Here is a 26192-nt window from a genome sequence, read left to right on the forward strand (position 1 = left end):
TTATGAGTGATAATAAACAGATGGAAAAAAAACAAAATTATTAAGATTGTTACACCGTAATAGTAAAATAGAAGTCTTGTGCGGGAGGTTAGAGTACAGCTTCAAGGTTAACGTTTTTGATGGGTACTAAAGGAAATGGCAGTAATAAAACGCGTATTACTGCCAGTAATTCATGTGGTTAGTTGGCGGTTTGGTTATTGAGGCTATCTCGCAGTAATATCATCGCGATAATAATGCCAATTCCTACCGCTAATCCCATAATATTAACTGAATTCCAACCCATAAAGTAAAAAGCGAAGCCTGCACTTAAGCTTCCTAAGGCACCAAAACTGAAAATGAGAAAATCTGTAGCGCCTTGAATTTTGGCTCTTTCATGTTCATGGTAAGTTCTTGGAAGTAGCTGTGTGGTGCTAATTAAAATAAAGTTCCACGCTAATCCGACTAATGTCATGGTGATTAAAAAGTGTGTGTAGCTCGAGCCAGTGAAACCAATAATGTTGGCTATAGCTAAACATATTGCCCCCATCCAAACGAATATTTTCACCCCAAAACGGCTAATCAGATGCCCAGTAAAGAATGAAGGGGCGAACATGCCTAATATGTGACATTGAAAGACAAAAGTGATGGCTGCAAAATCAAATCCTTGAGCTTTCATCGCTAATGGGAATGTCCCCACCATATAAACGACAAGGGCATAACCGATAGCACTGACAATGGCAATCAGCATTAATAATGGCTGAGAATAGAGCCGTAAATAAGAGCGACTTACCCATGAATTAGCGGTTTTGGCTTGAATTTGATGCGGTTTTAATGGCAAAAAGAGTAACAGAATAAATGCAAGAATATAGATAATCGTCAGAGCACCAAAGGTTCCAATAAATGGATAGTTTTCAATTAAGGTTCGAGTTGAAACAGCAAGTGTTGGACCAATCAATACGGCAATAATACCGCCACTCATGGTTAATCCAATGGCTTTTGAACGTAATGCAACCGGCGTTTCTTCTAATGCAGCAAATCGGTACTGTTGTGCCGTACCAATAGCAATACCCGTAAAGAAAGTGCCAATAGAGAAAAGTAATAAATTCTGGCTATAAATACCGATTATGGCAAATAGTGCGCCAGCTAATCCGCCAACGTTTCCAAGAATGAACCCAGCACGACGGCCAAACCGCATCATAAAATGCGCCATCGGAACAGAAGTCAGAATTAATCCAATATATTGAGCAAGAAGAGGGATTGTCGAATAGGCAGGATCGGCAGAAAGCTGAGATCCGACTAAAACGGCAACCGACAATACAAGTGCATTACCGGTTGTAAATAGGGCTAATGCGGCGGCAAGCCAAAAAACTGAACGAGGCATAATCATTCCTTATTGTTCATAAAAATCAACAATAGTAGAGGGAGAAAACGAATATGCCGGATGATACAACTTCAAGTTAACTTTAAGTCAAGCGAGTTTTTTACTCAGTTTAGCAATGTTTTGTTTTAAGCTTACAGATAAAATTTTCTGAAATTTAGGACACTGCAAGTGGTTTTCTGACGGACATTGTTCAATATGTTGTAACCCTTGCTTAAGTTTCTGCAACTCTTGGATTTTTTGGTCAATTTCATCTATTTTTTCTCGCAAAATAGGGCGTTCAATTCCTTTTTCTGGCAAGTGATTTAACATTTCTGCTATTTCATCCAGTGAAAATTGAGCCTGTTTAGCAAGAATAATCAGCGAAAGATGAGTGAGGACTTCAGGTGCATATAATCGAGTTAAACCTTTTCGGCCAATAGGTTGGATTAACCCTTTGCTTTCATAGAAACGAATAGTTGCAGAGGTAAGACCCGTAAGTTCGGATACTTGGCTGATAGAGAGTGTTTTCATAATAATTTTGCGCTCTATATAAATAACGTTTATCCGCTAACTTATCACCTAACTATTCTGAATTGAATTATGGTTGATGACTTATTTACATTAAGAATGGTTAACTCAGTTCATTTGAAGAAAAATGGTGTTTTTTAGTCATAAGAAATAGTAAAAATGAAGGAAATATATGATTAATGATGGGCTAAAGATTATTATCACTGGCGGTCCCGGCGCAGGTAAAAGTGCAATTATTGAAAATTTAATGGCTAAAAAATACACCTGTTTACCGGAATCGGGTAGGGCCATTATTCAAGATCAAGTCTGTATTGGTGGTAACGCATTGCCATGGCTTGATAGACAAGCATTTGCTGAGATGATGCTTTGCTGGGAATTACGATCATGGCATTTGGCTGATCATCATAATGAAATCTGTTTTTTTGACCGGGGGCTGCCTGATATTGAGGGCTATTTGAATTTATGTTCAATTCCAGTTCCTAAGCATATAGAACGAGCAATCAATACGTTTCAGTATAAAAAAAGCGTATTTATCGCACCACCATGGCAAGAAATATATGTGCAAGATGCGGAAAGAAAACAAACATTTGATGAAGCAGTGATGACCTACCATGCGATGGTGACGACATATAAAAAATATAATTATGAATTAATTGAGATCCCTTGTTTACCTGTTGATGACCGAGTTAATTTCATTCTTTCTTATGTGAACCAATAATATGAATAAAAAATTCTTGTTAGCGCTTGTTTAATGGGACATAACGTTCGTTACAATGGAACAGAAAAGGTACATTTAGTGGAAAAACCATTCAAGAAATGGGGGTTGCCACTACATTATTATCTAAATCAGGGGTTTCTGTATTTTCTCACTCCAAGTAGTGCAGTGGTTAGATAGCTCAGAAAGATGACAATACTAGAAATAGCTGCTAAATTGTCTATTCATATATCTATTCATTTATCTATTCATTAAGTGGTTAATACCATGACTAATCGATCTGAGATGATACATCAATTGCTCCGTGATGGGCCAAGAAAAGCAAGGCAACTAGCTGATATTATTAATGTTAGTCAGCCAACTTTGTCTCGAGCGCTAAAAGTATTAGGTGACGATATTATCCGGATTGGCGCTGCATCCTCTATTCAATATGCATTGCGTGATACGTTTCGAGGGTTTAATTCTGCTCCTATTTATCGCATCACAGAAGAGGGTACGTTACGATCTATAGGTCAGTTAATTCCGGTTTATCCAGATGGATTTGTTATGGAGCAAGCTGACGGAGTATGCCTTCATAGTGATGGTTTACCATGGTGGCTATTTGATATGCGCCCACAAGGATACCTTGGTCGAGCTTATGCATCCGCCTATTCAACGCAACTTGGAATATCACCAAATCCAGATCGCTGGTCAGACTCCGATATTATAAGAGCCTTGATCGCTCACGGGCATGATGCAGTAGGAAACTTATTAATTGGGGAGCAGGCAAGAAACCAATTTCTGAACATGCAGGCACCGACTCCCGTTGATCGAGCCACTGTGTATCCAACATTAGCGCGAGCAGTTAGCTCGGGAGAGGCTCCAGGATCATCTGCAGGCGGTGAGCAACCTAAGTTTTGTACCTACACTGAACGAGGTCATGTCATCGTAAAATTTACGGCGAAAGATGATAACCCAATCAGTGAACGTTGGCGTGATTTGTTACAAGCGGAGCACCTTGCTTTAAAGGTACTTGGAGTAGAAACAGAGGTATTTGATTTTGAAGGACAACGCTTCCTTGAAATTCCTCGATTCGACCGTGTTGGTTTACTCGGTCGTCGAGGGCTTTTTTCTTTACAAGCTCTGGATGCAGAATTTGTAGAGCGGGCAAGAGAGCCTTGGCCTGTATTGGTCAATGAATTAGTGAAGCAAAAATATGTACATCCCGATGCGATCACCAGTACAGCACGGCTTTGGGCATTTGGTATGCTCATCGGCAATACCGATATGCATCATGGTAATTTATCGTTTATTAGTAGTCATGGCCGCCCATACCATCTTGCACCAGCTTACGATATCTTACCGATGGGGTTTGCGCCTAAGTCGGGTGGTGAAATCGTTAATACTCTTAGGCCAGTTACATTACTTGAAGGGATCCGTGGAGAAACTTGGCGGGAAGCGTTGGAATTAGCTGAGACGTTTTTTACTTTAGCCAATGATTGCCAATGTTTTTCTGAAAACTTTGCTTTATGCTTACAAACGTTACGCGGTCACATCGATGAGGCCAGTTCCCGGATATCGCGCCTCGCTGATGAGTTTTGATGCTAAAACGTAGTCTAAGCATGGGGCATAAACATTTTCGGAGCGATTATGCGTTTTGATATGGTTGATTTACGTTTATTTGTAAATACCCACAAGGCCGGGAGTATTACAGCAGGGGCCAATTTATCTAATTTAAGTTTGCAATCAGCCAGTGAACGTATTCGAGGTATGGAAAGTGAACTTGGTGTTTTATTATTGACGCGCTCTTCGTCGGGAATAAAGCTGACAAATGCAGGATTGGCATTATTGAATCACGCGAATCAGGTGCTATTGCAGATCGACCATATGCGCAGTGAATTACGTCAATACAGCCAAGGTTTACGGGGGTATATTGACCTGTTATGCAACTCTTCGGCACAAGCCGGTTTTCTTCCCAAAAAATTAGCTGACTATCTACAGAAACACCCAAATATTAGCGTTGGGATCCGTGAAATGTCGAGTGAGAAAATCATCAATAGCCTTAATAATCAAATGGCAAACTTAGGAATCGTTGCAAATCCATCGTCATTATATGACTTAGAATTTAAATTTTTATGTGATGACCATTTAGTTATTTTCGCGCCACCATCCAATGATTTGAATGACCACGGCATTTCTTCATTAAAACAAATTGGAAACCATGATTTTATTGGACTCTCTCAAGGTAATGCATTACAGGATTATATTGACCATCATGCACTAAGCGAAGGAGTTTCATTTAATTACCGAATGCGTTTAGCAACGATGGATGCGGTGATGCAATTGGTGAGTGAAGGGCTTGGCTATGCCATTTTACCGAGACAAGTCATATCACGCTTTATCGGAATATATCCAGGAAATATCACTCCTTTATCTGATGAATGGGCAAAACGCAAATTATACATTTGCGCCCGAAGGTTTGATGAATTACCGAGTTATATGGATGAGTTTGTTAAGTTCTTACTTGAATAACATGTAAATACCTAAAGCGATCAATCCTAAGAAGAAACAACGCCTGAATATTTTTTCACTGATCAAGTTTCTACAATATTGCCCCACATACATGCCAATAATCGCCGGAATAAGTACAATTGACGATGTGTAATAATCTATAGTTTCACTATTATTCTCTCTGATTAATAATATGGCCAACGCAATTGTTGACGCGGTAAACGCGAGTCCTAAAGTTTGTATTAATTCATTTTTATTAAGATTTAGCGATTGTAAGTAAGGAACGGCAGGGATCACAAAAACCCCCGTGGCTGCGGTAATAACGCCAGTAATATAGCCAATCAGTGGGGATAACCATCGTTCATTTTTACCCGATGTTGACGATTTAGGGAGGAACATGGCCACTAATCCATAGATGATTAATATCAGACCTAATGCAGGAAATACCCACTCTGATGCTGAGCTCAATTTTGGTAATGGGCTATAAACAGTGCCAATAAAAATAGCGATAATAAATAAGTAAAATCGTCGAATTAAGTTTAAAAACTTACCACCGATCATAAGCTGCCATATATTAGTGACGAAAGATGGAATAATTAGAATGCTTGCTGCAACAGCAGGTTCCATGACCGTTGTTAACAAACCCATAGATAATGTTGGCAAGCCTAGCCCAATGACTCCTTTAACAAATCCTGCTAAAAAGAAGATCAATAAAATTAACGCCATATTGGATTTACCTTTGAATTGATAAGGATTGCTTAAAGGGTAATCAATTAAATAAAAACAACCTATATGGATTATCTTCAGGGGGGCTTAGGAAAATACAGAGTAGGGGTTTTCAGTAAGTTACAGTTATTATAGCCATCAATACACCATTTAAATTAAGCTATAAGTTTTTCTATAGGCTACTAAAAATTATCATCATTTGTGAACCATACAAAAGAAAATATAATCATGAGTAAAAATAAAGCCCTACATAAATTAAATTTCAACTTATGCTGAAATAAACTCATTATATAAATATTGACCATCAAAGGTTTACTATGACTTTACGATTTAAAACATTTGCCGCATTAATTTTAAGCATGCCTCTTGTATCCTCTGCATTTGCTTTGACTTTACAGGATCAAGTTAAGCAATACGAAAAAGAGGGTTGGAAGGTTGGTTTGTCAATTATATTCCCAGATGATAAAACGATTTCTATAAATGGAAATCAACGTTTTCCTTTAGATAGTACAGTTAAATCAATTGCTTGCGCCAATATTCTGGCAAAGGTTGATGCAAGGAAACTTTCATTAAATCATTCGATGATAGTGACTGAAAAAAATATTGTGACATATTCACCAGTTGCTAAAGATTATATGAATAAGCCATTTACGCTTGAACAAGCTTGCAAAGCGGCCAATGAATACAGTGATAATACTGCCGCTAATTTTGCTATTTTTTCGGGTGGGGGACCAGAAGCTCTGACGGCATTTATGCGGGCTATCGGAGATACGGTTACTCGTTCTGACAGATATGAGCCAGAATTGACAGTCAATCCTGAGGGTGATTTGCGAGACACAACGACTCCTGATGCAATGAGCAAGAGTATTAAGAAAATTTTGACTGGCGAAGTTCTTAGTCATTCATCAAAAGAACAATTGAAAGAATGGATGGTCAATAATAAAGTCGCTGATAATATGCTTAGAGCTTCACTTCCTAAAGGATGGAAAATCGCAGATAGATCAGGTGCAAGTGACTATGGTGTCAGAGGGATAACGTCGATGGTCTGGTCAAATAATCATGATCCTGTTTTCATCAGCATCTATGTAAGAAAAGCGGATACTTCTTTGGATGAACGCTCAGAAGTGATTCGTGTTTTAGGTTCTCATATATTTGACGAATACCTAAGTCACTAGAATATTGGAATTACTTGTTGTAGGTTGGGGTTCTATGGAAGAACCCCGATAAGTAGTAGAGAGATAGGTATAAGGCTATTATCTGTCCATATATTCTATTTAACATAATATGCATTATGCGAACTTAAGTATAAAATAAAGAAATCCAGCATTCTGGCTGGTTAATCGTGTTGGTTTGTTTATCGCTGAAACTGTCTTTTATCTACGACCAATTAAGCTCTTCAGTAGTTGCTTCATGTCTTCCCGCAAAAGTTCTGTGAGATTTAATTTAACTTTGACGATTGTTTGGTTCTTGAATTCTGATTCCCCCAAAAGTTATCGACCTACGTTTGACGCCAAACAAAAATATAACGGCATATTACTTCTATAATGACTGGCTTATTTACTTATATAGATGTGGTCACATGGCTAACAAACTGAATCTTAACTGGCCTGAATTTCTAGAAAAATACTGGCAGAAAAAACCCGTTGTATTGAAAAATGCATTTCCTGGTTTTGTCGACCCTATCACTCCAGATGAACTGGCCGGTTTGGCGATGGAACCGGAAGTTGACAGTCGCCTAGTCAGCTTCATTGATGACAAATGGGAAGCGAGCCACGGTCCGTTTGAAGACTACAGCGAATTAGGCGAAAAAGGATGGTCACTGCTAGTACAAGCCGTCAACCATTGGCATATGCCTGCCGCTGAACTGGTAAAACCGTTCCGCGTGCTGCCTGAATGGCGTCTTGATGACTTGATGATCTCCTATTCAGTTCCTGGTGGTGGTGTTGGGCCACATATTGATAACTATGATGTTTTTATCATCCAAGGAATGGGACGCCGCCGCTGGCGAGTGGGTGACGCCCTTCCCATGCGTCAGTTTTGCGCACATCCGGCATTATTACATGTTGACCCATTTGAGCCGATTATTGATGTAGAAATGGCAGCGGGCGATATTCTGTATATTCCGCCGGGATTCCCTCACGATGGCTTCACCTTCGAAGATACCATGAACTATTCTGTCGGCTTCCGTGGTCCTACTGGGCGCGATTTGCTGAGCAGTTTTGCTGACTATGCACTGGAACAGGATTTGGGTGGAATAAACTATGGCGATCCTGACCTGAAAGTCAGTAAAAATGCGGGAACCATGGAGCCTCATGAGGTTGAACGCTTACGCGCTATGATGATTGAAATGATCAATAAGCCCGGTGATTTTGAACAGTGGTTAGGTCGTTTTGCAACCACTCCACGCCATGAGTTGGATATTGCCCCTGCTGAACCGCCATATCAGCCGGAAGAAGTACTGAGTGCTTTGAATGCAGGTGAAAAATTGATACGACTAAGCGGGCTACGAGTCATGCGCATCGGCGATCATTTCTTTGTTAATTCAGATGGTTGGAATACCACAGAAATAAAAGGTGCGGACGCATTGTGCCAGCTTACGGAAATTGGAATAAATGAACTCGATGAAGCACTGGATAACCCAATTTTTGTCGCTGAGTTGACCGAATTTATCAATCAGGGATATTGGTATTTCGAAGAATAAGTTACTTTAGCCTAATAAGATAAAACACCTGGTGATGGGTGTTTTATCTCATTTTCCATTACTCGTCATAAACTCAATAAACTTTTTTGTTTTCAACGGAATATAACGGGCATATGGATAAATTAAGATAAACGGACGAGTTGTTCCCGCATACTCTTGCAGAACTTCTACTAGCTCACCGCGTTGTAATTCTTGCTCGACAGTAAATCGATATACCTGCATAAGACCAGCCCCATTTTTCACTAATGTCAGCGTGGCCAAAAAATCCTGCTGGCATAACAAACGCCCTGTCGTCTCTATTTTTACAACATTCCCTTGTGAACGAAATGTCCACGGTATTTTTCTACCACTACTGGGTAAGGAATATTGAATACATTCATGATGCATAAGGTCAGAAAGAGCATGAGGTGTGGAATGCTGCTGCAAATATGAAGGTGCAGCCACAATGATGAGTTCAGCATCCTCAAGGCGACGGGCAATTAATCCTGAATCATGTAACTCGCTTCCTCTGATAGCAACATCATAGTTATCCTCTGAAAAATCAATATTTTCATTGCTGACTTCCAGATTTATTTTCAATTGCGGATACCGAGAACAGAACTGATTTAATCGAGGGAGTAATCGGTAATGCGCATAGAGTGTTGGAACACTAATACGGAGTATCCCAACTGGTATCTGATGTTCCCCAGAGATTTTGCTTTCGGCCTCAATGAGTTGATTTAACGCGTTTCTACAATCCAAGTAATATTGCTGCCCCGTGTCGGTTGTTCGCATACTGCGTGTCGTTCTAACAAATAATCGGGCTTGCAATCTTTTTTCAAGTCGGCCAACAGAACGACTGACTGCAGCTGGAGTAACGCCAGCTGCATTAGCCGCCGCTGTAAAACTACCGGTTTCTACGGTAAGGCAGAATAATTCGATACTGCCCATTTGCATATCATCAAAATAGCGTTGCATAGCCACCTGAAAGATTAGTTACATAATGTATAAACTATAATAACACTGCGATTATTTTTCAATTTTAAGTAATGAATTATTGTTATAGGCAACATCAATACAACAACGCCAACTTCTGTAATCAGTCGATGGCACGACAGAGAACAATAAAATGCCCTATATCAATATCAAAGTGACAGATGAAGGTGTCACCAACGATCAAAAAAAACGCTTAATTGAAGGCGCGACCACCCTGCTCAATCAGGTACTTGGAAAACCGAAGTCGTCTGTTTTTGTCGTAATTGATGAAGTCAAAACCGACAACTGGGGAGTTGGCGGGGAGATCGTAACCGATCTTAGAAAAAACGAAAATTCACGATAAGTTGGAGATAAAAGCATGAAAGCTGCAGTCATTCATCAATTTGGTGGCCCTGAAGAAATAAAATATGAAGATCTGAATATGCCTCTAGCGGGTCTAGGTGAAGTCCTCGTTAAAACACTGGCAATTGGCACTAACCGACTTGACCACTATGTTCGTTTAGGTGAAATTTCACCCGATATCACCTTTCCCCATGTTTTAGGTTCCGATGCGGTAGGTCAGGTTATAAATTGGGGCGAAGACGTCACTGGATTTAATGTCGGTGACCGCGTGATCTCAATGCCAGGTTATCCATTGGATCCGTCAGAAGCACATATTCGCCCAGTGACAGTTGCCAGTAGTTACGCTATTCCCGGGGTTCACACTCAGGGAACCTATGCTGAATATATTGTCGTACCTGCGCAGTGGCTATTGATTGATAATACGGACTTACCCGTTGAGCAAATCGCTGCACTTCCGGTGCCACTACTTATTGCTATTCGTTCTGTGGAAATTGTTGGTGAAGTTAAAGCCGGAGATACCGTTCTGGTGCAGGCGGGTGCGTCAAGTACAGGGTTGATGAGCATTCAGGTGGCGAAAGCGCTTGGGGCGCGCGTGGTCACAACGGTACAGAATTCAAACTCGGTTGAAACAGTCAAAGAATTTGGCGCCGATTTTATTATTAACACCTCTGAACAGGATTTTGTTTCTGCCATCCAAAAATGGACTGAAGGAAAAGGTGTTGACGTTGCAATTGATAACTTAGGTGGCGACATTCTTCAAAAAACAATCAACGTAGTGCGCCCAGAAGGCATTATTGTCTCAATGGGTTTTATGGCAGGTACGCAAGCGACAATCGATGTTCGTAATTTTTTCTTCACTCAAAAACAGCTACGAGGAACATTGGTTGGCGATATAGAAGATTTTTCAAGATGGCTTCCTGCTATTAAAAAAGGGCTAATCAGACCATTGATTGACAGTACGTTGCCGTTATCTCAGGCAGCTTATGCTCATGAGCGAATTGCAAACAACCAGGCACGTGGCGCAATTATACTTATTCCTTAATATTATTCGCTCTCAGCCACCGACCGCTATAAAAAAGTCGGTGGTTCAATTCTTATCTATCCTCAGAAATCAAAACCTCTTTTTTTAAAAGATAATCAAAACATCAGCCAACCATTCTGATTGCTCTTTATAAATAGAATCTTACTTTAAGCTTATTCTGTTATCTCAACGGATTAAATTCCAATATGATTAAAAACTATCAACAAAACTAATTTATCCAGCTAATGGAGTATCAATATGTTTGTCACTCGCAAATTCACCAAAGGAATTTTATTTGTATCGGCGTTAGCGTCATGGCAAGCATTTGCTGAATCAGCGCCGCTTTTGCACCCTCTTAAACTCAATCAAGCCACGATTTTTTTACGCGGTGCCGAGTTAACGAATAGCGCCACTGTTAATTTACCGCAAGGCGAAAGTAAACTGGTTTTTACCAATCTTGCTAACCACCTTGATCAAAAAAGCCTTTCTATTAGCTTAGATAATGAAGATGTTTTGATTCGCTCAATTGATGTGCAAACCATTGCAGTGGAACCTGTCTACACAGGTGAAGTGGCAAATTTAAAAACGCAAATAGACGCGATAACTAAGCAAATTTCAGAACTTAATATCAAAATAAAAGTGGGTGATGACCAACTTGCTTTACTGAAAGACCAGCGCTTTTTTGGTGAAACGACGACATTATCCCTTGAGCAGTCCGCATCCAAATTGGAGTTTATTCGCAAGCAAATGTCTGCGATATTGAGTGAAAACTTAGCGTATCAGCAGCAGATTGATGAATTGACAGAGAAACAAGCATTATTGCAGACAAAATTTGAAGGCATTCTTCCCGATAATATTGGTGAACAGACGCAAATTGTGTTGACGGTTGATGCTCCCAAAAATTTGAGTACTAACATGCAAATCTCGTATGTCACTCCCGATGCCGGTTGGTCTCCAAGTTATGATATTCGCGCTAAAGATATTGATAAACCAGTCAGTATTACCTACAAAGCTGATGTTATTCAAAATACCGGCATGGACTGGGACAAAGTTAAACTTACCCTTTCCTCTGCCAATCCAACGCGTAATATCACCCCGCCATTTTTAACGCCATGGTTATTGTCTGTTTATGACCAATATAATCAAGGCTATATGAGCGGAAAAATGTCCGCAACCATGGATATGGAGGTAGCAGCACCTGCGCCAGTAGCGGAACTCTCAGCAGTAAAAAAACGCAGCCCTGGAATGGCAAACTATGTGTCGACCAACACCAATGGCGTGAATCTCAGTTATAACATCGACTTGCCTTTTAGCTTAGCCTCTACCCCTAAAGCAAAATCCATTACCATTAAGCAAGCGGATGTTGATGCTAAATATCGTTATACATCAACGCCAAAAATGGCTGAAGAAGTCTATTTGCAAGCACAAATTGATGACTGGGATACACTGAACTTACTGAATGGCCCTGCAAATATTTACTTTATGAACAGCTATGTGGGTGATTTTTATGTGAATTCAGGGCAATTAACTGAGACTCTCGATATTCCATTCGGGGTGGATGATAACATTCAAATTTCTCGTGTGAATAATGCAGGTATGCGTAAAAAACCGACCTTTATGGGCTCCTCGGTTGAGCAAAAAGAAAGCTTCTTAATTAAAGTACGTAATACGCGGAAAAATGACATTAAACTGTCTGTTTATGACCAACTCCCGACGAGCCGAGATGCCGATATTAAAGTGCTCAACCCTGAATTTAAAGGCGGAAAATTAGATGAAACAGAGAATAAAATTGAATGGGATTTAACGCTTAAACCTCAAGAGACCGTCGAGTTACCGCTAAGTTATACGCTGAAATACCCTAAAAATAAGCAGATTAATGGATTATAACTCACTAAATAAGTTAATTATTTTACTGGTGTAAAAGAACTAAATAAGGGGCTTGGAAGCCCCTTAATAATAAGGTTAGAATGATTCAAAACAAACAACGATAACAACCTGAGGTACCTAATGATTATTCTAGTAACCGGCGCAACATCAGGATTTGGTGAAGCTATTGCTCGCAAATTTATTCAGCATAACTTCACTGTGATTGGAACAGGACGTAGAACTGAAAGATTAAATGCATTACACCAAGAATTGGGTGACAAATTTTATCCATTAACTCTGGATGTACAAGACCGAAAAGCCATTCAACACGCTGTAGCTAATTTGCCCTCCCACTTAAAAAATATCGACCTTTTAGTGAATAATGCGGGGCTTGCTTTAGGTTTAGAGCCTGCATTTAATGCTAATCCGGATGACTGGGAAACCATGATCAACACAAATACCAAAGGCTTAGTAAATATGACTTATGAAGTGCTGCAAGGTATGGTGGAAAAAAATCACGGACACATTATCAATATTGGCTCTACCGCGGCATCTTGGCCATATAAAGGTGGCAACGTTTACGGTGCAACCAAGGCATTTGTAAAACAATTTTCCTTAGGATTACGTGCAGATTTAGTGGGCAAAAAAATCCGTGTGACCGATATTGAGCCAGGGTTAGTCGGTGGAACTGAGTTTTCAAATGTCCGCTTTAAAGGTGATGATGAAAAAGTCACGAACACCTATAAAGGCGCGGATGCCCTCACTGCTGAAGATATTGCGGAAACTGTTTACTGGGTGGCAACACTTCCGGCTCATATGAACGTTAATACACTGGAATTAATGCCGGTGTGTCAAACATTTGCTGGCTTAACCGTACATAAACAATAATAAATTTTCGTACTATTCTATAAAGACGGCATTATTGTTTATTAGCTATACTCTGGTTATAGAGCGAGTATTGAAACGAAAGGAAATTACATGAGCACGTCACAAAAATTTATCAAAAATGGTCTGGCTGCAATCTGCTTCTGCCTCCCTTTGATGTGGGTTAATGCGGCGCAAGCAGCTAATACATCATGCGCTGCGGGTAGCACTTGTGTTTCTGTCGGCAATGGTAGTAATGATCCGTTGAATAAGGAACAGGCGCGACAAGATAAAGAACAGTGGGATGAGACTAAAATGCTGCGTTCTAAAGTTAACCGTCGCACTGAAAAAGAGTTTGATAAAATTGACGCCGCATTTGATGCTAAAGATAAATGTGAGAAAAGTTTGAATCTTAATGCGTATTGGGAGCCAAATACTCAACGTTGTCTTGATGTTAACTCAGGTCGTCCAATTATCAATCCATAGTTGAAAATAGATTATATCGATAAAACAAAGGGCGCTATTTGCGCCCTTTTGCTTAGATAATAAATTAAAATCTCTATAAAGATTAAAATGCAGGAACCGAAACAAATTCTTGCAGTTTTTCACCATCTAAATAATGTCCCAACTCTTTTTCTTCAGGACGCAATAAATAAGGAATTTCACCCAATAATGGCGCATTAATATGTTGTTGCATACGCTGGATAATTTGAGCGTAATGTGCCAAGCCTGGGTTGATTCTATTGGCTAACCAACCGACTAACGGTAAACCATCCGCTCGAATAGCTTCAGCTGTCAATAATGCATGATTGACACACCCATGCTGAATTCCGACGACTAAGATCACGCCAACAGATTGTTTTTTCAACCAATCAGCATAAAAAGTATTATCATCGAGAAGATAACGCCATCCACCATTACCTTCGATAACAACTATGTCACTTTGCTCGTGAAGGTGATCTAATCCTTTATTGATTTTATTAAAATCAATACTGTTTTCATGGCTGTAATTATCACCAAGTCGGACAGGGTTAACTTCATCATACGAGACTAGATCTTGCGAAACACGATGAATAAGAAGTGCATCCTTATTGCGCTTCCCTTCAGGTGTATCGATACATTGATCTGCAATAGGTTTGTACCCTACTGCTTTAATACCTTGATTATTAAGTGCTTGTAATATTGCTAGTGTCGATACCGTCTTCCCGACATCTGTATCTGTCCCGGTAATAAATAGATTGTTCATGGTTGTTCTATCCTGAAGTGACAGACTAAAGTCAGCAAAATGCTATAAAAATGATATGAATTCAGTTTATGGGAATGGGGAAATGATAAGTTTGCGTTAGCTCAATTTTGTGTAAGATAATGAGAAGTTTATCAAATTGTATTAGCCTTGCAGTAATTGCAACAACAGTGAGCCATCATAAAGTGCATTTTGAATTAATGCCGTTTCACTTTCGTTAATTGAAATTGTTGATTTCTCAAACATTAATTTATTACTGTAAAGTGGATTCCCATATAATGAGATAAAATATTGTAGGCGAGTAAACCAATAATTTTGCTCATCAGTTAAAGGCGAATTAATTAAAATTAATTCGGTTCCAAATAAATTAATCATCATAGCTAATGGATAAGCGAGTCGTTTGGCTGTTATATCGAGTAATAAAATACATAATGGATCATTTTCTATTGCACCTCGACTAATTGTATCAATATCGACGCTCTCTTTATGCAAAATAGATTCAGGATAATCTGCAAGTAATTCGCTTGCTTGCTGAATAATTGAAGGAATGGATACCTTAGTTTCTAAGCAGCTCTTTCCTCCACAATAGCAAGATTGTGGTCTTTCTGAATCAGTTGGAGTATGTGCAAATAATATAGGCTGACGTGTTATTGAATCCAGCGAATAGCCGTGATTCAGCACCGCGATATTAACTACTTCTTGAATCTGTAGATAAATAATATTTTTTTGTGCTCGAGATTCTGAATGTATGAGGTGGTCGCCGATAGCTAGAGCATTAACTGGCGGGTGAAGATAGACGGGTAGCCCTGTTTTTTCTGTGAGCATTTCGCCGATAGCCAGTTGGTGGACATGGTAGTCAGGCAACCTATAAATAACTCCAGAATAAGAGTCTAAGAGACCATCTAATAAGATACTGATCGCCGTAACTCTTTCTAAGTGAGATGCATTTTCTTCGAAAAATAGACTAATCAGTTCCGATAATCGATCACTAAATTGTTGATTACCTTTTACATCAAAAGGATAGCATTGCTCCGTGAGGGTTTTAGCATTAATTTCTTTTAACGAAATAATAGCGTGTTGCTGTTCAATTCGAATGGCTAAAAATTGCCAACCTTCACTTTCAATGACTAACCCAACGGCTGGGCGCCCTCTTAACCCTAATACTGGAAATTCACGTTCTTGTATCAAGTGAGCATCCATCAATTCACGGGTAATTTTGGTGATACTCGCCGGAGCCAATTGAGACTGTTTTGATAACGCAATACGGGAAATAGGACCATGCTGTGCAATAATTCGGTACACAAGCCCTGTATTTAATTGCTTTATTTGGTCGGTATTCCCCGTTTGGTTTATCATCTTAACACTCAGAAATCGTTATAAATTATGATAGATTATGCCTGATATAAATGAAAACTCGGCTACATTTACATATAAAACGTGATGCAAATCTCGTTAATCATTTCAAATCTTACGCTTTATATGCTCACAATACTTATATACCCACAATATTGTGCAGCAGTAATTCAGTCAGTTTTTTAGCCGCAGCAGGTGGCGTTCGTCGAGTATTGTAGACCAACCAGACTTCTGAAGTAGCTTGAATATTCGCGAGTTTTAGATACCTCACACCGTCAATCTTCATTCGTGTAAAGGATTCAGTGATGATGGATATTCCCATTCCAGCAGATACCAAACCTAGAATGGTCATAGCTTCTCCTGCTTCTTGGGAAATTGTAGGAACCACTCCTTCGGAAGCTAATAATTGGTTAATCTCATCATACAGTGCCGTCCCTACTTCCCGCTCAAAGAAAACTAACGGATAAGCGGCTAGTTGCTTAATGTCGACACCACTTTCTTCAAAAGCCAGTAAAGGATGCCCTTCATAAACCGCAACCATAAAAGGCTCTCTAAACAATAATTGATAGTCCAATTGTTCAGGCAATATTGTATTGCGCATGATGCCAATGTCTATGCGCCCGGTCACTAAAGGCGGGATTTGCTGCTTCGTATTCATTTGATGCATATGAATAGAAACATCAGGATATGCTTCTCGGTATTGGCGTAGGCTCATGGTGACTTTGTGCATGAATGGCGTTGTTGACGTAAAACCAATAGATAATTCGCCCAGTTCCCCTTTTTCCATCCGAGCCGCTTTGGTTGCAGCGGCATCGACCTGCCCTAAAATTTGGTGTGCTTCTTTGAGAAACATGGCGCCAGCTGGGGTTAAGGCGACATTGCGGTTATTGCGCTCTAATAATTTGGCATTCACCATTTCTTCAAGCGCCTGTATTTGCTGGCTTAGTGGCGGTTGAGACATGTGCAAGCGCTCAGCTGCACGTCCAAAATGTAGCTCTTCGGCAACCGCAATAAAATAACGTAGGTGGCGTAATTCTATGTTCATTAGATTGATATTTTAAATGTATCATTGTGTATTATTAATATATTAGACAAAAAAATAGAAAGTTTCTATTCTTTGATCGAAATCAAGTCCGTTTAGTCGTCAAGGAATTTACATGGAACAGCAGTCAAATAGCCTCTCAACGAGCCAATCTCTCCAAGGAAAACAAACCAAAACCTTGACCAATACAGAGCCGAAAAAACATTATATTCAACGGGACGATGCTCTGTACCTGCGTGTCACTCTGTCATTTTTTACTGTAGGTTTTGCAACATTTGCGTTGCTGTACTTTGTACAACCTATTTTGCCAATGCTGTCAGCGGATTTTAATATTTCCCCAGCGACGGCCAGTTTATCACTCTCTTTAAGTACAGGATTAATGGCATTGGGATTGCTGATCACTGGTCCTATTTCCGATGCAATTGGTCGTAAAAATGTGATGGTCATTTCCCTGACTTGTGCGGCACTTTTTACATTAATGAGCTCGATAATGGAGAGTTGGCAAGGGATTTTGATCGCTCGTGCATTAGTGGGATTATCACTTAGCGGTGTCGCCGCTGTCGCCATGACCTATTTGAGCGAAGAAATTCACCCAAGCTATGTTGCACTTTCGATGGGCTTATATATCAGTGGTAACTCTATCGGGGGAATGAGTGGGCGTTTAATGACCGGTGTCATTGCCGACTATTATTCATGGCGCGTTGCGGTGGTTATTTTAGGCTCATTGGCGTTGTTGGCCGCGATTGGATTCTGGCGCTTATTACCACCATCCCAACACTTTCGCGCGAGTTCGCTGAAACCTAGAAACCTTTGGGTTAACTTACACTTACATCTACGCGATACGGGATTACCTTGGTTATTTATTGAGGGCTTTATCTTGATGGGTGGTTTCGTCACCATGTATAACTACATTGGATACCGCTTACTTGAATCGCCTTATAATTTTAGTCAGTCTGTCGTAGGATTCTTATCTATTATTTATTTAACAGGAACTTATAGCGCGACTAAAACAGGAAGTTTGACCCAGAAACATGGTTTTGGGCGAATTTTAATTGCTGCCATTGCGATGATGTTAATTGGCGTAATTTTGACGTTACACAGTAATATCTGGGTCATTTTATTAGGCATGACAGTATTGACCACTGGATTCTTTGCCGGGCATTCCGTTGCAAGTAGCTGGGTTGGACGTCGCGCTAAACGGGCAAGAGGACAAGCATCTTCCCTCTATTTGTTTAGCTATTATGCGGGTTCCAGTATTGCCGGTACATTGGGTGGCTTTTTCTGGTCGGCATATGGTTGGAATGGCGTGGCATTATTTATTGCGGCTCTTCTACTGGCCGGTGTAGGTATCGCTTATAAGTTAAAAACAAAATGTTAGTGGCTTATAAATTACCGAATAATCCAATAAGTTAACTGCTACCAAAGGTTAGAATTCACATCCTCATCATAGTTAATAGAAAATATATAAATTAATCAATGATGAGGATCTTCAATGAAAAAATTATTATTATTTCCTTTATTACTCTGCTATAGCTACTTTGCCCTGCCTCATGGCTATATCGAGTATCCTGCAAGCCGAGCTTACCTGTGTAAATTACAAACCAATAAAAACTGTGGCGCTATTCAGTACGAACCTCAATCTGTTGAAGGATTGAAAGGATTCCCTCAAAAAGGACCGGTTGATGGTAAAATTGCCAGTGCGGGTGTTGCGGCTTTTTCATCTATCGATGTTCAGAATCCTTTTCGCTGGACGCGCATGTTAATAGAAACACCTGATTTTGATTTTTTCTGGCGATTAACGGCGATCCACAAAACGACGAAATGGGAATATTTTATTACACGAAAAGATTGGAACCCAAGTGAACCATTAACCCGATCCCAGTTTGAATTAACGCCATTCTGTAAATACGAAAAAGTAGAGACGCCGCCGAGTTTAGTACAGCACAATTGCAAGCTCCCCCAAAATTACCAAGGCTACCATATTGTTTTGGGGGTTTGGACCATTAATGATACGGGCAATGCATTTTATCAAGTGATTGATATAGAGATAGATTATAAGCAATAACAGCAAGAAAAAACCATGATGGGATAGTACACTACCCTACTGCGCTATCCCTTAATTTCCTGATTAAGCTTGTTGATATACACAGCTGTTAATGTTAATTTTGTTTATCCAACAATAGAATGTTGTAACTAAATATAAGGTTGAATACATCAAATGTCCAAACAACAGTTAATTAGCTCATTCAATCTATTAGAGTCGAATATTAATCTGCTATGCCAATTGCTTCAGGCGCAAAAAGGTGTCAATGCGGCTGTATTTAGTTTACCGGAAACCCTTAAAGGGGACGAAAACAATGAAATCAATTCTATCTTTGTGGATAAACATACGGGAAACGATGCAATAGCCCAAACAATAGAGCTATTTAAGCTTTTGTTTATTCATAAAAAATCAGAATTAGTTAGCAACAAAACAGCGATACGTTTACCAGGAGCGATTTGTTTAGCACCCTCTTACGCTGAATATAAACAATTTCAGCAGTTAATTTCCGATATCAACCAGTTAAAAATAGACATTAAGCAAATAGTGACCAATGTCGATGAGGCTCATCGGTTTGAATTTATAAGAGAAAGTTTGCATGGGCTACTTACGCTGAATACCTATCGAACATTCACCGCTGTTGTCGATCCTGATACTATTCGTTTTGGGTGGGCAAATAAGAAAGTGATCAACAAAGTGACTCAAGAAGAGATGCTCAACCGTTTACAAGCCAGTCTAGAAAGCGGAAGAACACCGGCTCATTTACAGCGCGAACATTGGCAGCTGCAGTTAGAAACTGAGATCCAGTTAATTCGCTCCCTTCCCCATGATTGCATTCTAAAAACACAGCGTCCGGTTAAAGTTCAACCTATCGCCCGAGTTTGGGACAAAGAAACTCAAAAGCAAACACAATATCCTTGTGCGACGCCGATATTGGTTTTTGCTGTCGATAAAACATTGAGTGACATAAAGTTGGGTGAGCTGGCGGATTATCATCAAGACAGTATCGCATTGCGTAATCGCCCAAAAGCAAAGCCTGTTGAATTACTGATACCACGCTTAAATCTGTATATAGAGCGATAAAAAAAGCCCCTGCTCTATTTCTAGTACAGGGGCTGAAAACCTTATCTTAGATAAAGATAATTACGACTTCATGCTACCAACCATATCTTCTGGACGAACCCACTCATCAAATTGCGCTTCAGTTAAGTAGTTCAATTTCAGAGCTGATTCTTTCAAAGTCAGACCTTCTTTGTGCGCTTTTTTCGCAATTTCAGCTGCTTTGTCGTAGCCGATATGGGTATTTAGCGCAGTCACTAGCATCAGAGATTCGTGCAGTAATTTCTCGATACGCTCACGGTTTGGTTCGATACCTTCCGCACAGTGTTCGTTGAAGCTACGCATACCATCAGCTAATAAGCGGATAGATTGTAAGAAATTATCGATAACCATTGGACGGAACACGTTCAATTCAAAGTTACCAGAAGCTCCACCAATGTTCACTGCAACATCGTTACCCATCACTTGAGCGCATAACATAGTTAATGCTTCGCACTGAGTTGGGTTCACTTTCCCTGGCATGATTGAGCTGCCTGGTTCGTTTTCAGGAATCGAAATTTCGCCGATACCACAACGAGGACCCGATGCTAACCATCTAACATCGTTAGCAATCTTCATTAAAGAAGCAGCTAAGCCTTTTAATGCACCGTGTGCGTGAACTAATGCATCACATGTTGCTAATGCTTCAAATTTGTTCGGTGAAGTAACAAACGGTTGACCCGTTAATTCTGCAATTTTCTTCGCAACACGAACCGCATATTCAGGGTGAGTATTTAAGCCTGTACCGACCGCAGTACCACCTAACGCAAGCTCGCAAACATGTGGCACTGCGTTTTCAATATGTTTTTCATTATGGGCTAACATAGCGGCCCAACCTGAAATTTCCTGACCCAATGTTAATGGTGTTGCATCTTGTAAATGCGTACGACCGATCTTAACAATGTCTTTGAATTCTTTTGCTTTCGCATCGAGGGTTTTATGCAGAACTTTCAGTTCTGGCAGCAAATGTTCACGCATCGCGACAACGGCCGCCACGTGCATTGCTGTTGGGAAGACGTCGTTAGAGCTTTGGCTCTTGTTAACATCGTCATTTGGGTGGATCAGACGGTCGTTACCGCGCTGTCCGCCGAGGATTTCGCTACCGCGGTTAGCAAGTACCTCATTCATGTTCATGTTACTTTGAGTACCAGAACCAGTTTGCCAGATAGCGAGGGGGAATTCTGTTGGATGCTTGCCAGCAAGGACTTCGTCTGCCGCAGCGATAATCGCATCACCGCGATCTTTTGGCAGTAAACCTAAATCCATGTTCACGCTTGCAGCCGCTTTTTTAGTGACAGCTAATGCGTGGATCAGAGCAACAGGCATTTTCTCTACAGAGATACGGAAATGTTCTAAAGAACGCTGCGTTTGCGCGCCCCACAAGTGGTCAGCAGGTACTTCAATTGGTCCCATTGAGTCTTTTTCAATGCGAGTGGCTGCCATTACTAGCTCCTTAGGTACATATTCAGAATAATTAATTTTAGAATCATCTGCTTGCAGGTAAGCAAATAACCGAGCAGTATAATGCCACAAATTGAATTTCAATTATGAGACTTGGTCGAGCTTATTGTGCTGTAGTAAAAAGGAAATTAGTTGATTTTTGCAAAAAGAGAGTTTTGATATGCTAAAAATGATAAACCAAATCCAACACTATGATTGGGGAAGTAAAACTGCCCTCAATGAGCTGTATGGCTATCCTAATCCGGATAATTTACCTATGGCTGAACTTTGGATGGGCGCTCACCCCAAAGCCAGTTCTGAGGTCATATCCCCCTTAACACATCAGAAAATCTCGTTAAACAGCTTCATTAAAGAAAATCCAGAGAAAATACTGAGCAAACATATCGCCGAGCGCTTTGGTCGATTGCCTTATTTATTTAAAGTATTGTGTGCTGCTCAGCCTCTCTCTGTTCAAGTTCATCCAAATAAGCATGATGCAGAAATAGGATTTGCTAAAGAAAATGTGCAAGGGATCCCTTTAGATTCTCCTATACGTAATTATAAAGATGATAATCATAAACCAGAGCTGATTTATGCATTAACGCCTTTTAAAGCAATGAATGCATTTCGTCCTATAGATGAAATTGTCGAATTATTTAGCTTTATTGCAGCCGCTCACCCTGAAATTCAACTTTTCGTTCAAGCACCAAGTGAAGAACGACTTAAAAAATTATTTGCACAGATTCTTAATCTGACAGGCGAACAAAAAGATCTTGCTATAGGGGTATTAAAAGCTGCATTAAATAGCAAACAAGGTGAGCCTTGGAATTCAATTAAACAAATGGTGAACTTATATCCAGAAGATAATGGTTTATTTACACCTTTAATGCTAAATATCGTTGAATTACAACCAGGTGACGCCATGTTTTTAGCCGCTAGAACCCCTCACGCCTATTTAGAAGGTGTCGGGTTAGAAGTGATGGCTAATTCAGATAACGTTTTACGGGCTGGATTGACCAGTAAACATATCGATGTTAAAGAACTGGTTGATAATATTGATTTTAAATCAATTAAAGCTGAAGATTTGTTCAACATTCCCGAAAAATCTGGAAATGTCTGGAAATATAAGATCCCAGTAGAAGATTTTTCATTTAATATATATTCTATTGACTGCTCTGGGTTATCCATAACTAACCATGTTGCTTCAATTTTGTTTTGTATTGAAGGTAAGTTAGTATTGCGATCAGGTAATCAAGAAATAAACATGAATTCTGGTGAATCTGTTTTCTTACCTGCTTATGAGGATAACATTTCTATTAAAGGAAATGGTCAATTAGCCCGAGTATTTAATTTTTAGGTCGTATTCTGTATTTAGCCGTTGGTACACACAGCCAAACGGGTAATAAAACTTATATTATTTTTACATAAGTACGTTTTGTACGTACTGAAAGGATGGATGTTGATAATGAAAAAGTCATTAGTTGCGGTAGGTGTTATCGTTGCTCTGGGCGCAGTATGGACTGGCGCATCATGGTACACAGGTTCAAAAGTTGAAGCTGAACTGAATAAAGTGATTACGAATTCCAATGCGTTTATCACCGCTAACAATCCAAGTGCTGATGTTGTCTTCAAATTAGAGAACTACAAACGTGGTGTTTTCTCTTCTCAAGCTGACATCGTCATTACTTCAACCACTTCTGCTGACGAAAACATCGTCTTTAAAGCGGATATCTCGCACGGTCCACTGCCATTATCTCAAGTGGCTAAATTCAACCTGATGCCAAAATTGGGCGCAGTGAATGTTGAATTAGCGAACACTAAAGCGACTAAAGAGCTGTTTGAAGCGACTAAAGGCAAGCCATTCATGCATGGTTCTGCGGTTATCGGCTACAGCAAAAATGTGGATTCTAGCATTGAGCTGATCCCACTTGAGTACACTAAAGATGATGGTAAGTTCTCTTTCAGTGGCGCTAAATTTGATATCGCAACCGGTTCTGACTTAAGCACCGTTGATGCATCTTTAGTGACTGATAGCTTAGTCATTAGCAGCACCAAGGAAGAAGGCTCTATCACCATGAAAGGCCTGAAGCTGGTTTCTAACGTCACGAAATCTCAGCACGGCTTCTATACTGGTACTCAATCTTTCGTGATCGCAGATACCGATGTTAGCATCCCTGAAACTAAGTTCTCGTTCAAAAACTTAGACGTTTCAAGTGATACATCTATCAACGGTGATGATGTTAAAGGTAATATTTCTTACAAAATCAGCGATGTAAAAGCGTTAGAGCAAAACTTAGGCTCTGGTGAGCTGACGGTTGCTATCGAGAAATTAGATGCGAAAGCATTAGGCAAGTTTGTGGAGCAATACAACCAAGCACTGGCTGATGGCTTAGCAACAGGCAACCCTGGTGAAGTTAGCGAAAAAATCGCAATGCAGATGATGACCACGACTCTGCCAGAGCTGATGAAAAGCAAGCCTGTATTCACAATGAGCCCGTTCTACTGGAAAAACGACGCTGGTCAAAGTTCTATCGACCTGAGCATCACATTCAACAAGTGGAATCAAGACGAAATCACTGCGTTAGCAATGCAAAACAAAGTGGATGAAGCGTTCAAACAACTGATCACTTCTTTCGACTTCAGCATGAAACTGAACAAGCCAATGATCATTGAGTCAATGACTCAAGCGATGATCTTAGATGGTGGCGTAGCAGTATCAGCAGAAGACAAGAAAGCGGTTCAAGAACAAGTTTCTGAAGAGTTCGCAGGCGTTCAACAAATGCTGACTGCGGATATGTTCTCTAACCCGTTCGAAGAAATGTTCATGACAGATGAACAACGTGCAGAAAAAGCGAAAGAGAAAAAACACCCTTGGATGATCGACAGCGAAAACGATTTAACCATGACTGTTAAATTCTCTGGTAACGATCTGACCTTCAACGACGACAAATATACCTTAGCTGAATTCTTAACTAAGATGAAAATGATGCCGGGCGCAGAAGATGAAATGGGTTACGAAGAAGAAGCTCAACCAGCTGATGGTGCAGAAGTTGCAGAACCTGCAATTGAAGCAGAACAACCAGCAGAAGCGCCAGCTGCACAGTAATTGATTCTTAAGATAATTTTTCCTTAAGATAAATCAAGTAAACGCCAGTCACACAGACTGGCGTTTTTCTTTTTATCACCCTCTTTTTCATTGATTTTTACTCAATTACAGACAAAATGGAGGCAATATATCTATAAGGATCATTTATTGTGATAAACAAACAACTCCCACTCACGGATTTACACCGCCACCTTGATGGCAATATTCGCCCAGAAACCATTCTTTCCCTTGCACAACAACATCACATTCAGCTTCCCGCCGATGAAATTGAAGCATTACGCCCTCACGTTCAAATTATGGGACAAGAAGCTGATTTAGTCGGCTTTTTGACTAAACTGGATTGGGGTGTTGCTGTCCTCGCGGATTTAGATGCTTGTAAGCGCGTCGCATTTGAAAACGTGGAAGATGCGTTCAACGCCGGTATCGACTATGCAGAGTTGCGTTTCTCCCCTTACTATATGGCCATGAAGCACCAGCTTCCTGTTGAAGGTGTTGTGGGCGCAGTTATTGATGGTATTGCCGCTGGTTGTCGCCAATATGATATTCAAGTGAACCTGATTGGTATTTTAAGCCGTACATTTGGGCAACAAGCTTGTGCCATAGAATTAGACGGTCTTCTTGCTCATCGAGATAAACTATGTGCTCTCGATTTAGCTGGCGATGAGCTAGGATTCCCTGGCGTCCTATTTGAAGAACATTTTACCAAGGCGCGTAATACTGGGCTCAATATCACTGTTCATGCGGGTGAGGCCGCAGGCGCAGCTAGTATTTGGCATGCGATCAAGCATTTAGGTGCTCAGCGTATTGGCCATGGCGTAAAAGCCATTGAAGATCCTGAACTTATTGAATTTTTAGCAAAAAATAACATTGGTATTGAAAGCTGTTTAACTTCAAATATTCAAACCAGCACCGTCCCTTCACTGGCTCATCACCCATTGAAAACGTTTTTATCCCACGGTGTATTAGCATCCATTAATACCGATGACCCTGCTGTTCAAGGTATCGAGCTACCTTACGAATATAATGTTGCTGCATCGCAAGCCGGCCTAACACAAGCTGAAATTGAGCAAGCACAACGTAATGGCTTAACTATGGCTTTCCTTTCCAACAGCGAAAAAGCCGCGTTAACGCGTAAAGCGGCCAGCCGATAATCCCGTTATAACCCCCTCCGTTATAACAACCAATAGGGCAGATGCTCTTTCTGCCCTATCTAACCTTTCAATATTTCAAGTTATCTCTGCTGCTAATCTATTTTATAGTATTAAACCCTCTAGTATGTTGTAACTAAATAGACGTATTGAT

The 26192-nt window shown here is 40.2% G+C and carries 24 protein-coding genes; 16 read left to right on the forward strand and 8 right to left on the reverse strand.

All coding sequences use genetic code 11. The features are described from left to right. Positions 1-178 precede the first annotated feature (178 nt). Positions 179-1360 carry an MFS transporter gene (locus ACIH2S_RS09610; RefSeq protein WP_036947957.1) on the reverse strand — a complete coding sequence of 394 codons (1182 nt, stop codon included), beginning with the start codon at positions 1358-1360 and terminating at the stop codon, positions 179-181. Between the two features lie 87 nt (positions 1361-1447). Beyond that, positions 1448-1870, reverse strand: coding sequence for a MerR family transcriptional regulator (locus ACIH2S_RS09615; RefSeq protein WP_132495973.1), 423 nt, complete (start codon positions 1868-1870; stop codon positions 1448-1450). Between the two features lie 169 nt (positions 1871-2039). Between ACIH2S_RS09615 and ACIH2S_RS09620 the strand changes: the two genes are divergently transcribed. From ACIH2S_RS09620 to ACIH2S_RS09630, 3 genes are all read left to right on the forward strand, one after another. Continuing rightward, positions 2040-2585 carry an AAA family ATPase gene (locus ACIH2S_RS09620; RefSeq protein WP_132495974.1) on the forward strand — a complete coding sequence of 182 codons (546 nt, stop codon included), beginning with the start codon at positions 2040-2042 and terminating at the stop codon, positions 2583-2585. 264 nt (positions 2586-2849) lie between these two features. Continuing rightward, positions 2850-4163: a type II toxin-antitoxin system HipA family toxin YjjJ gene (gene yjjJ, locus ACIH2S_RS09625; RefSeq protein ID WP_430248543.1), complete on the forward strand. Its 1314-nt coding sequence runs from the start codon at positions 2850-2852 to the stop codon at positions 4161-4163. A 48-nt stretch (positions 4164-4211) separates the two neighbouring features. Further along, positions 4212-5093, forward strand: coding sequence for a LysR substrate-binding domain-containing protein (locus tag ACIH2S_RS09630; protein ID WP_349487828.1), 882 nt, complete (start codon positions 4212-4214; stop codon positions 5091-5093). Here ACIH2S_RS09630 and ACIH2S_RS09635 read toward each other — a convergent pair. Further along, positions 5082-5798 (reverse strand): sulfite exporter TauE/SafE family protein, encoded by a 717-nt coding sequence (locus ACIH2S_RS09635; RefSeq protein WP_108478112.1) that lies wholly within the window; start codon positions 5796-5798, stop codon positions 5082-5084. The genes ACIH2S_RS09630 and ACIH2S_RS09635 overlap by 12 nt on opposite strands. Before the next feature lie 317 nt (positions 5799-6115). Between ACIH2S_RS09635 and bla the strand changes: the two genes are divergently transcribed. After that, positions 6116-6973 (forward strand): class A beta-lactamase, encoded by an 858-nt coding sequence (bla, locus tag ACIH2S_RS09640; protein WP_349487829.1) that lies wholly within the window; start codon positions 6116-6118, stop codon positions 6971-6973. 404 nt (positions 6974-7377) lie between these two features. Then, positions 7378-8499: a cupin domain-containing protein gene (locus ACIH2S_RS09645; RefSeq protein WP_036947940.1), complete on the forward strand. Its 1122-nt coding sequence runs from the start codon at positions 7378-7380 to the stop codon at positions 8497-8499. Between the two features lie 48 nt (positions 8500-8547). On the opposite strand, the gene ACIH2S_RS09650 is transcribed toward ACIH2S_RS09645, so the two are convergent. After that, positions 8548-9456: a LysR family transcriptional regulator gene (locus ACIH2S_RS09650; RefSeq protein ID WP_036947938.1), complete on the reverse strand. Its 909-nt coding sequence runs from the start codon at positions 9454-9456 to the stop codon at positions 8548-8550. A gap of 151 nt (positions 9457-9607) precedes the next feature. Here ACIH2S_RS09650 and ACIH2S_RS09655 point away from each other — a divergent pair, with 151 nt between their 5' ends. The 5 genes from ACIH2S_RS09655 to ACIH2S_RS09675 all read left to right on the forward strand — a co-directional run bounded on the left by ACIH2S_RS09655 (position 9608) and on the right by ACIH2S_RS09675 (position 14053). After that, the gene (locus ACIH2S_RS09655) at positions 9608-9817 is read left to right on the forward strand and encodes a tautomerase family protein (protein ID WP_036947935.1); all 210 of its coding nucleotides are present in this window, start codon (positions 9608-9610) and stop codon (positions 9815-9817) included. A 15-nt stretch (positions 9818-9832) separates the two neighbouring features. Further along, entirely contained in the window at positions 9833-10858 is a 1026-nt protein-coding gene (locus tag ACIH2S_RS09660; RefSeq protein ID WP_108478109.1) for a quinone oxidoreductase family protein, read from the forward strand. Between the two features lie 237 nt (positions 10859-11095). Then, positions 11096-12724, forward strand: coding sequence for a DUF4139 domain-containing protein (locus tag ACIH2S_RS09665; RefSeq protein ID WP_430248546.1), 1629 nt, complete (start codon positions 11096-11098; stop codon positions 12722-12724). Between the two features lie 120 nt (positions 12725-12844). Continuing rightward, entirely contained in the window at positions 12845-13591 is a 747-nt protein-coding gene (gene ydfG, locus ACIH2S_RS09670) for a bifunctional NADP-dependent 3-hydroxy acid dehydrogenase/3-hydroxypropionate dehydrogenase YdfG (protein WP_108478107.1), read from the forward strand. A 90-nt stretch (positions 13592-13681) separates the two neighbouring features. Next, complete coding sequence (locus ACIH2S_RS09675; protein WP_006659792.1) at positions 13682-14053, forward strand: DUF1283 family protein; 372 nt, start codon at positions 13682-13684, stop codon at positions 14051-14053. An 82-nt stretch (positions 14054-14135) separates the two neighbouring features. Here the strand turns inward: ACIH2S_RS09675 and bioD are convergent, their stop codons facing one another. The 3 genes from bioD to ACIH2S_RS09690 form a co-directional block, all read right to left on the reverse strand. Then, complete coding sequence (gene bioD / locus ACIH2S_RS09680) at positions 14136-14813, reverse strand: dethiobiotin synthase (RefSeq protein WP_036947919.1); 678 nt, start codon at positions 14811-14813, stop codon at positions 14136-14138. 141 nt (positions 14814-14954) lie between these two features. Then, a complete protein-coding gene (locus ACIH2S_RS09685; protein WP_108478106.1) occupies positions 14955-16166 on the reverse strand; it encodes an ROK family protein in 1212 nt (403 codons plus the stop codon). A 136-nt stretch (positions 16167-16302) separates the two neighbouring features. Further along, positions 16303-17208 carry a LysR family transcriptional regulator gene (locus ACIH2S_RS09690; RefSeq protein WP_108478105.1) on the reverse strand — a complete coding sequence of 302 codons (906 nt, stop codon included), beginning with the start codon at positions 17206-17208 and terminating at the stop codon, positions 16303-16305. Positions 17209-17320: 112 nt separating this feature from the next. Here ACIH2S_RS09690 and ACIH2S_RS09695 point away from each other — a divergent pair, with 112 nt between their 5' ends. From ACIH2S_RS09695 to tus, 3 genes are all read left to right on the forward strand, one after another. Further along, complete coding sequence (locus ACIH2S_RS09695; RefSeq protein WP_108478104.1) at positions 17321-18583, forward strand: MFS transporter; 1263 nt, start codon at positions 17321-17323, stop codon at positions 18581-18583. A 114-nt stretch (positions 18584-18697) separates the two neighbouring features. Then, a complete protein-coding gene (locus tag ACIH2S_RS09700; protein ID WP_036947909.1) occupies positions 18698-19270 on the forward strand; it encodes a lytic polysaccharide monooxygenase in 573 nt (190 codons plus the stop codon). 153 nt (positions 19271-19423) lie between these two features. Beyond that, positions 19424-20329, forward strand: a complete 906-nt coding sequence (gene tus, locus ACIH2S_RS09705; protein WP_108478103.1) for a DNA replication terminus site-binding protein — start codon at positions 19424-19426, stop codon at positions 20327-20329. Positions 20330-20389: 60 nt separating this feature from the next. Here tus and fumC read toward each other — a convergent pair whose 3' ends face one another. Beyond that, positions 20390-21787: a class II fumarate hydratase gene (fumC, locus tag ACIH2S_RS09710; RefSeq protein WP_036947899.1), complete on the reverse strand. Its 1398-nt coding sequence runs from the start codon at positions 21785-21787 to the stop codon at positions 20390-20392. Positions 21788-21965: 178 nt separating this feature from the next. Here fumC and manA point away from each other — a divergent pair, with 178 nt between their 5' ends. From manA to add, 3 genes are all read left to right on the forward strand, one after another. Next, positions 21966-23141 carry a mannose-6-phosphate isomerase gene (gene manA / locus ACIH2S_RS09715; protein ID WP_108478101.1) on the forward strand — a complete coding sequence of 392 codons (1176 nt, stop codon included), beginning with the start codon at positions 21966-21968 and terminating at the stop codon, positions 23139-23141. A 108-nt stretch (positions 23142-23249) separates the two neighbouring features. Next, a complete protein-coding gene (locus ACIH2S_RS09720) occupies positions 23250-24890 on the forward strand; it encodes a YdgA family protein (RefSeq protein ID WP_036947894.1) in 1641 nt (546 codons plus the stop codon). 149 nt (positions 24891-25039) lie between these two features. Further along, positions 25040-26041, forward strand: a complete 1002-nt coding sequence (gene add / locus ACIH2S_RS09725) for an adenosine deaminase (RefSeq protein ID WP_108478100.1) — start codon at positions 25040-25042, stop codon at positions 26039-26041. The last annotated feature ends 151 nt before the right edge of the window (positions 26042-26192 follow it).

Source organism: Providencia lanzhouensis (genome assembly GCF_050469745.1).
GTDB classification, from domain to species: Bacteria; Pseudomonadota; Gammaproteobacteria; order Enterobacterales; family Enterobacteriaceae; genus Providencia; species Providencia lanzhouensis.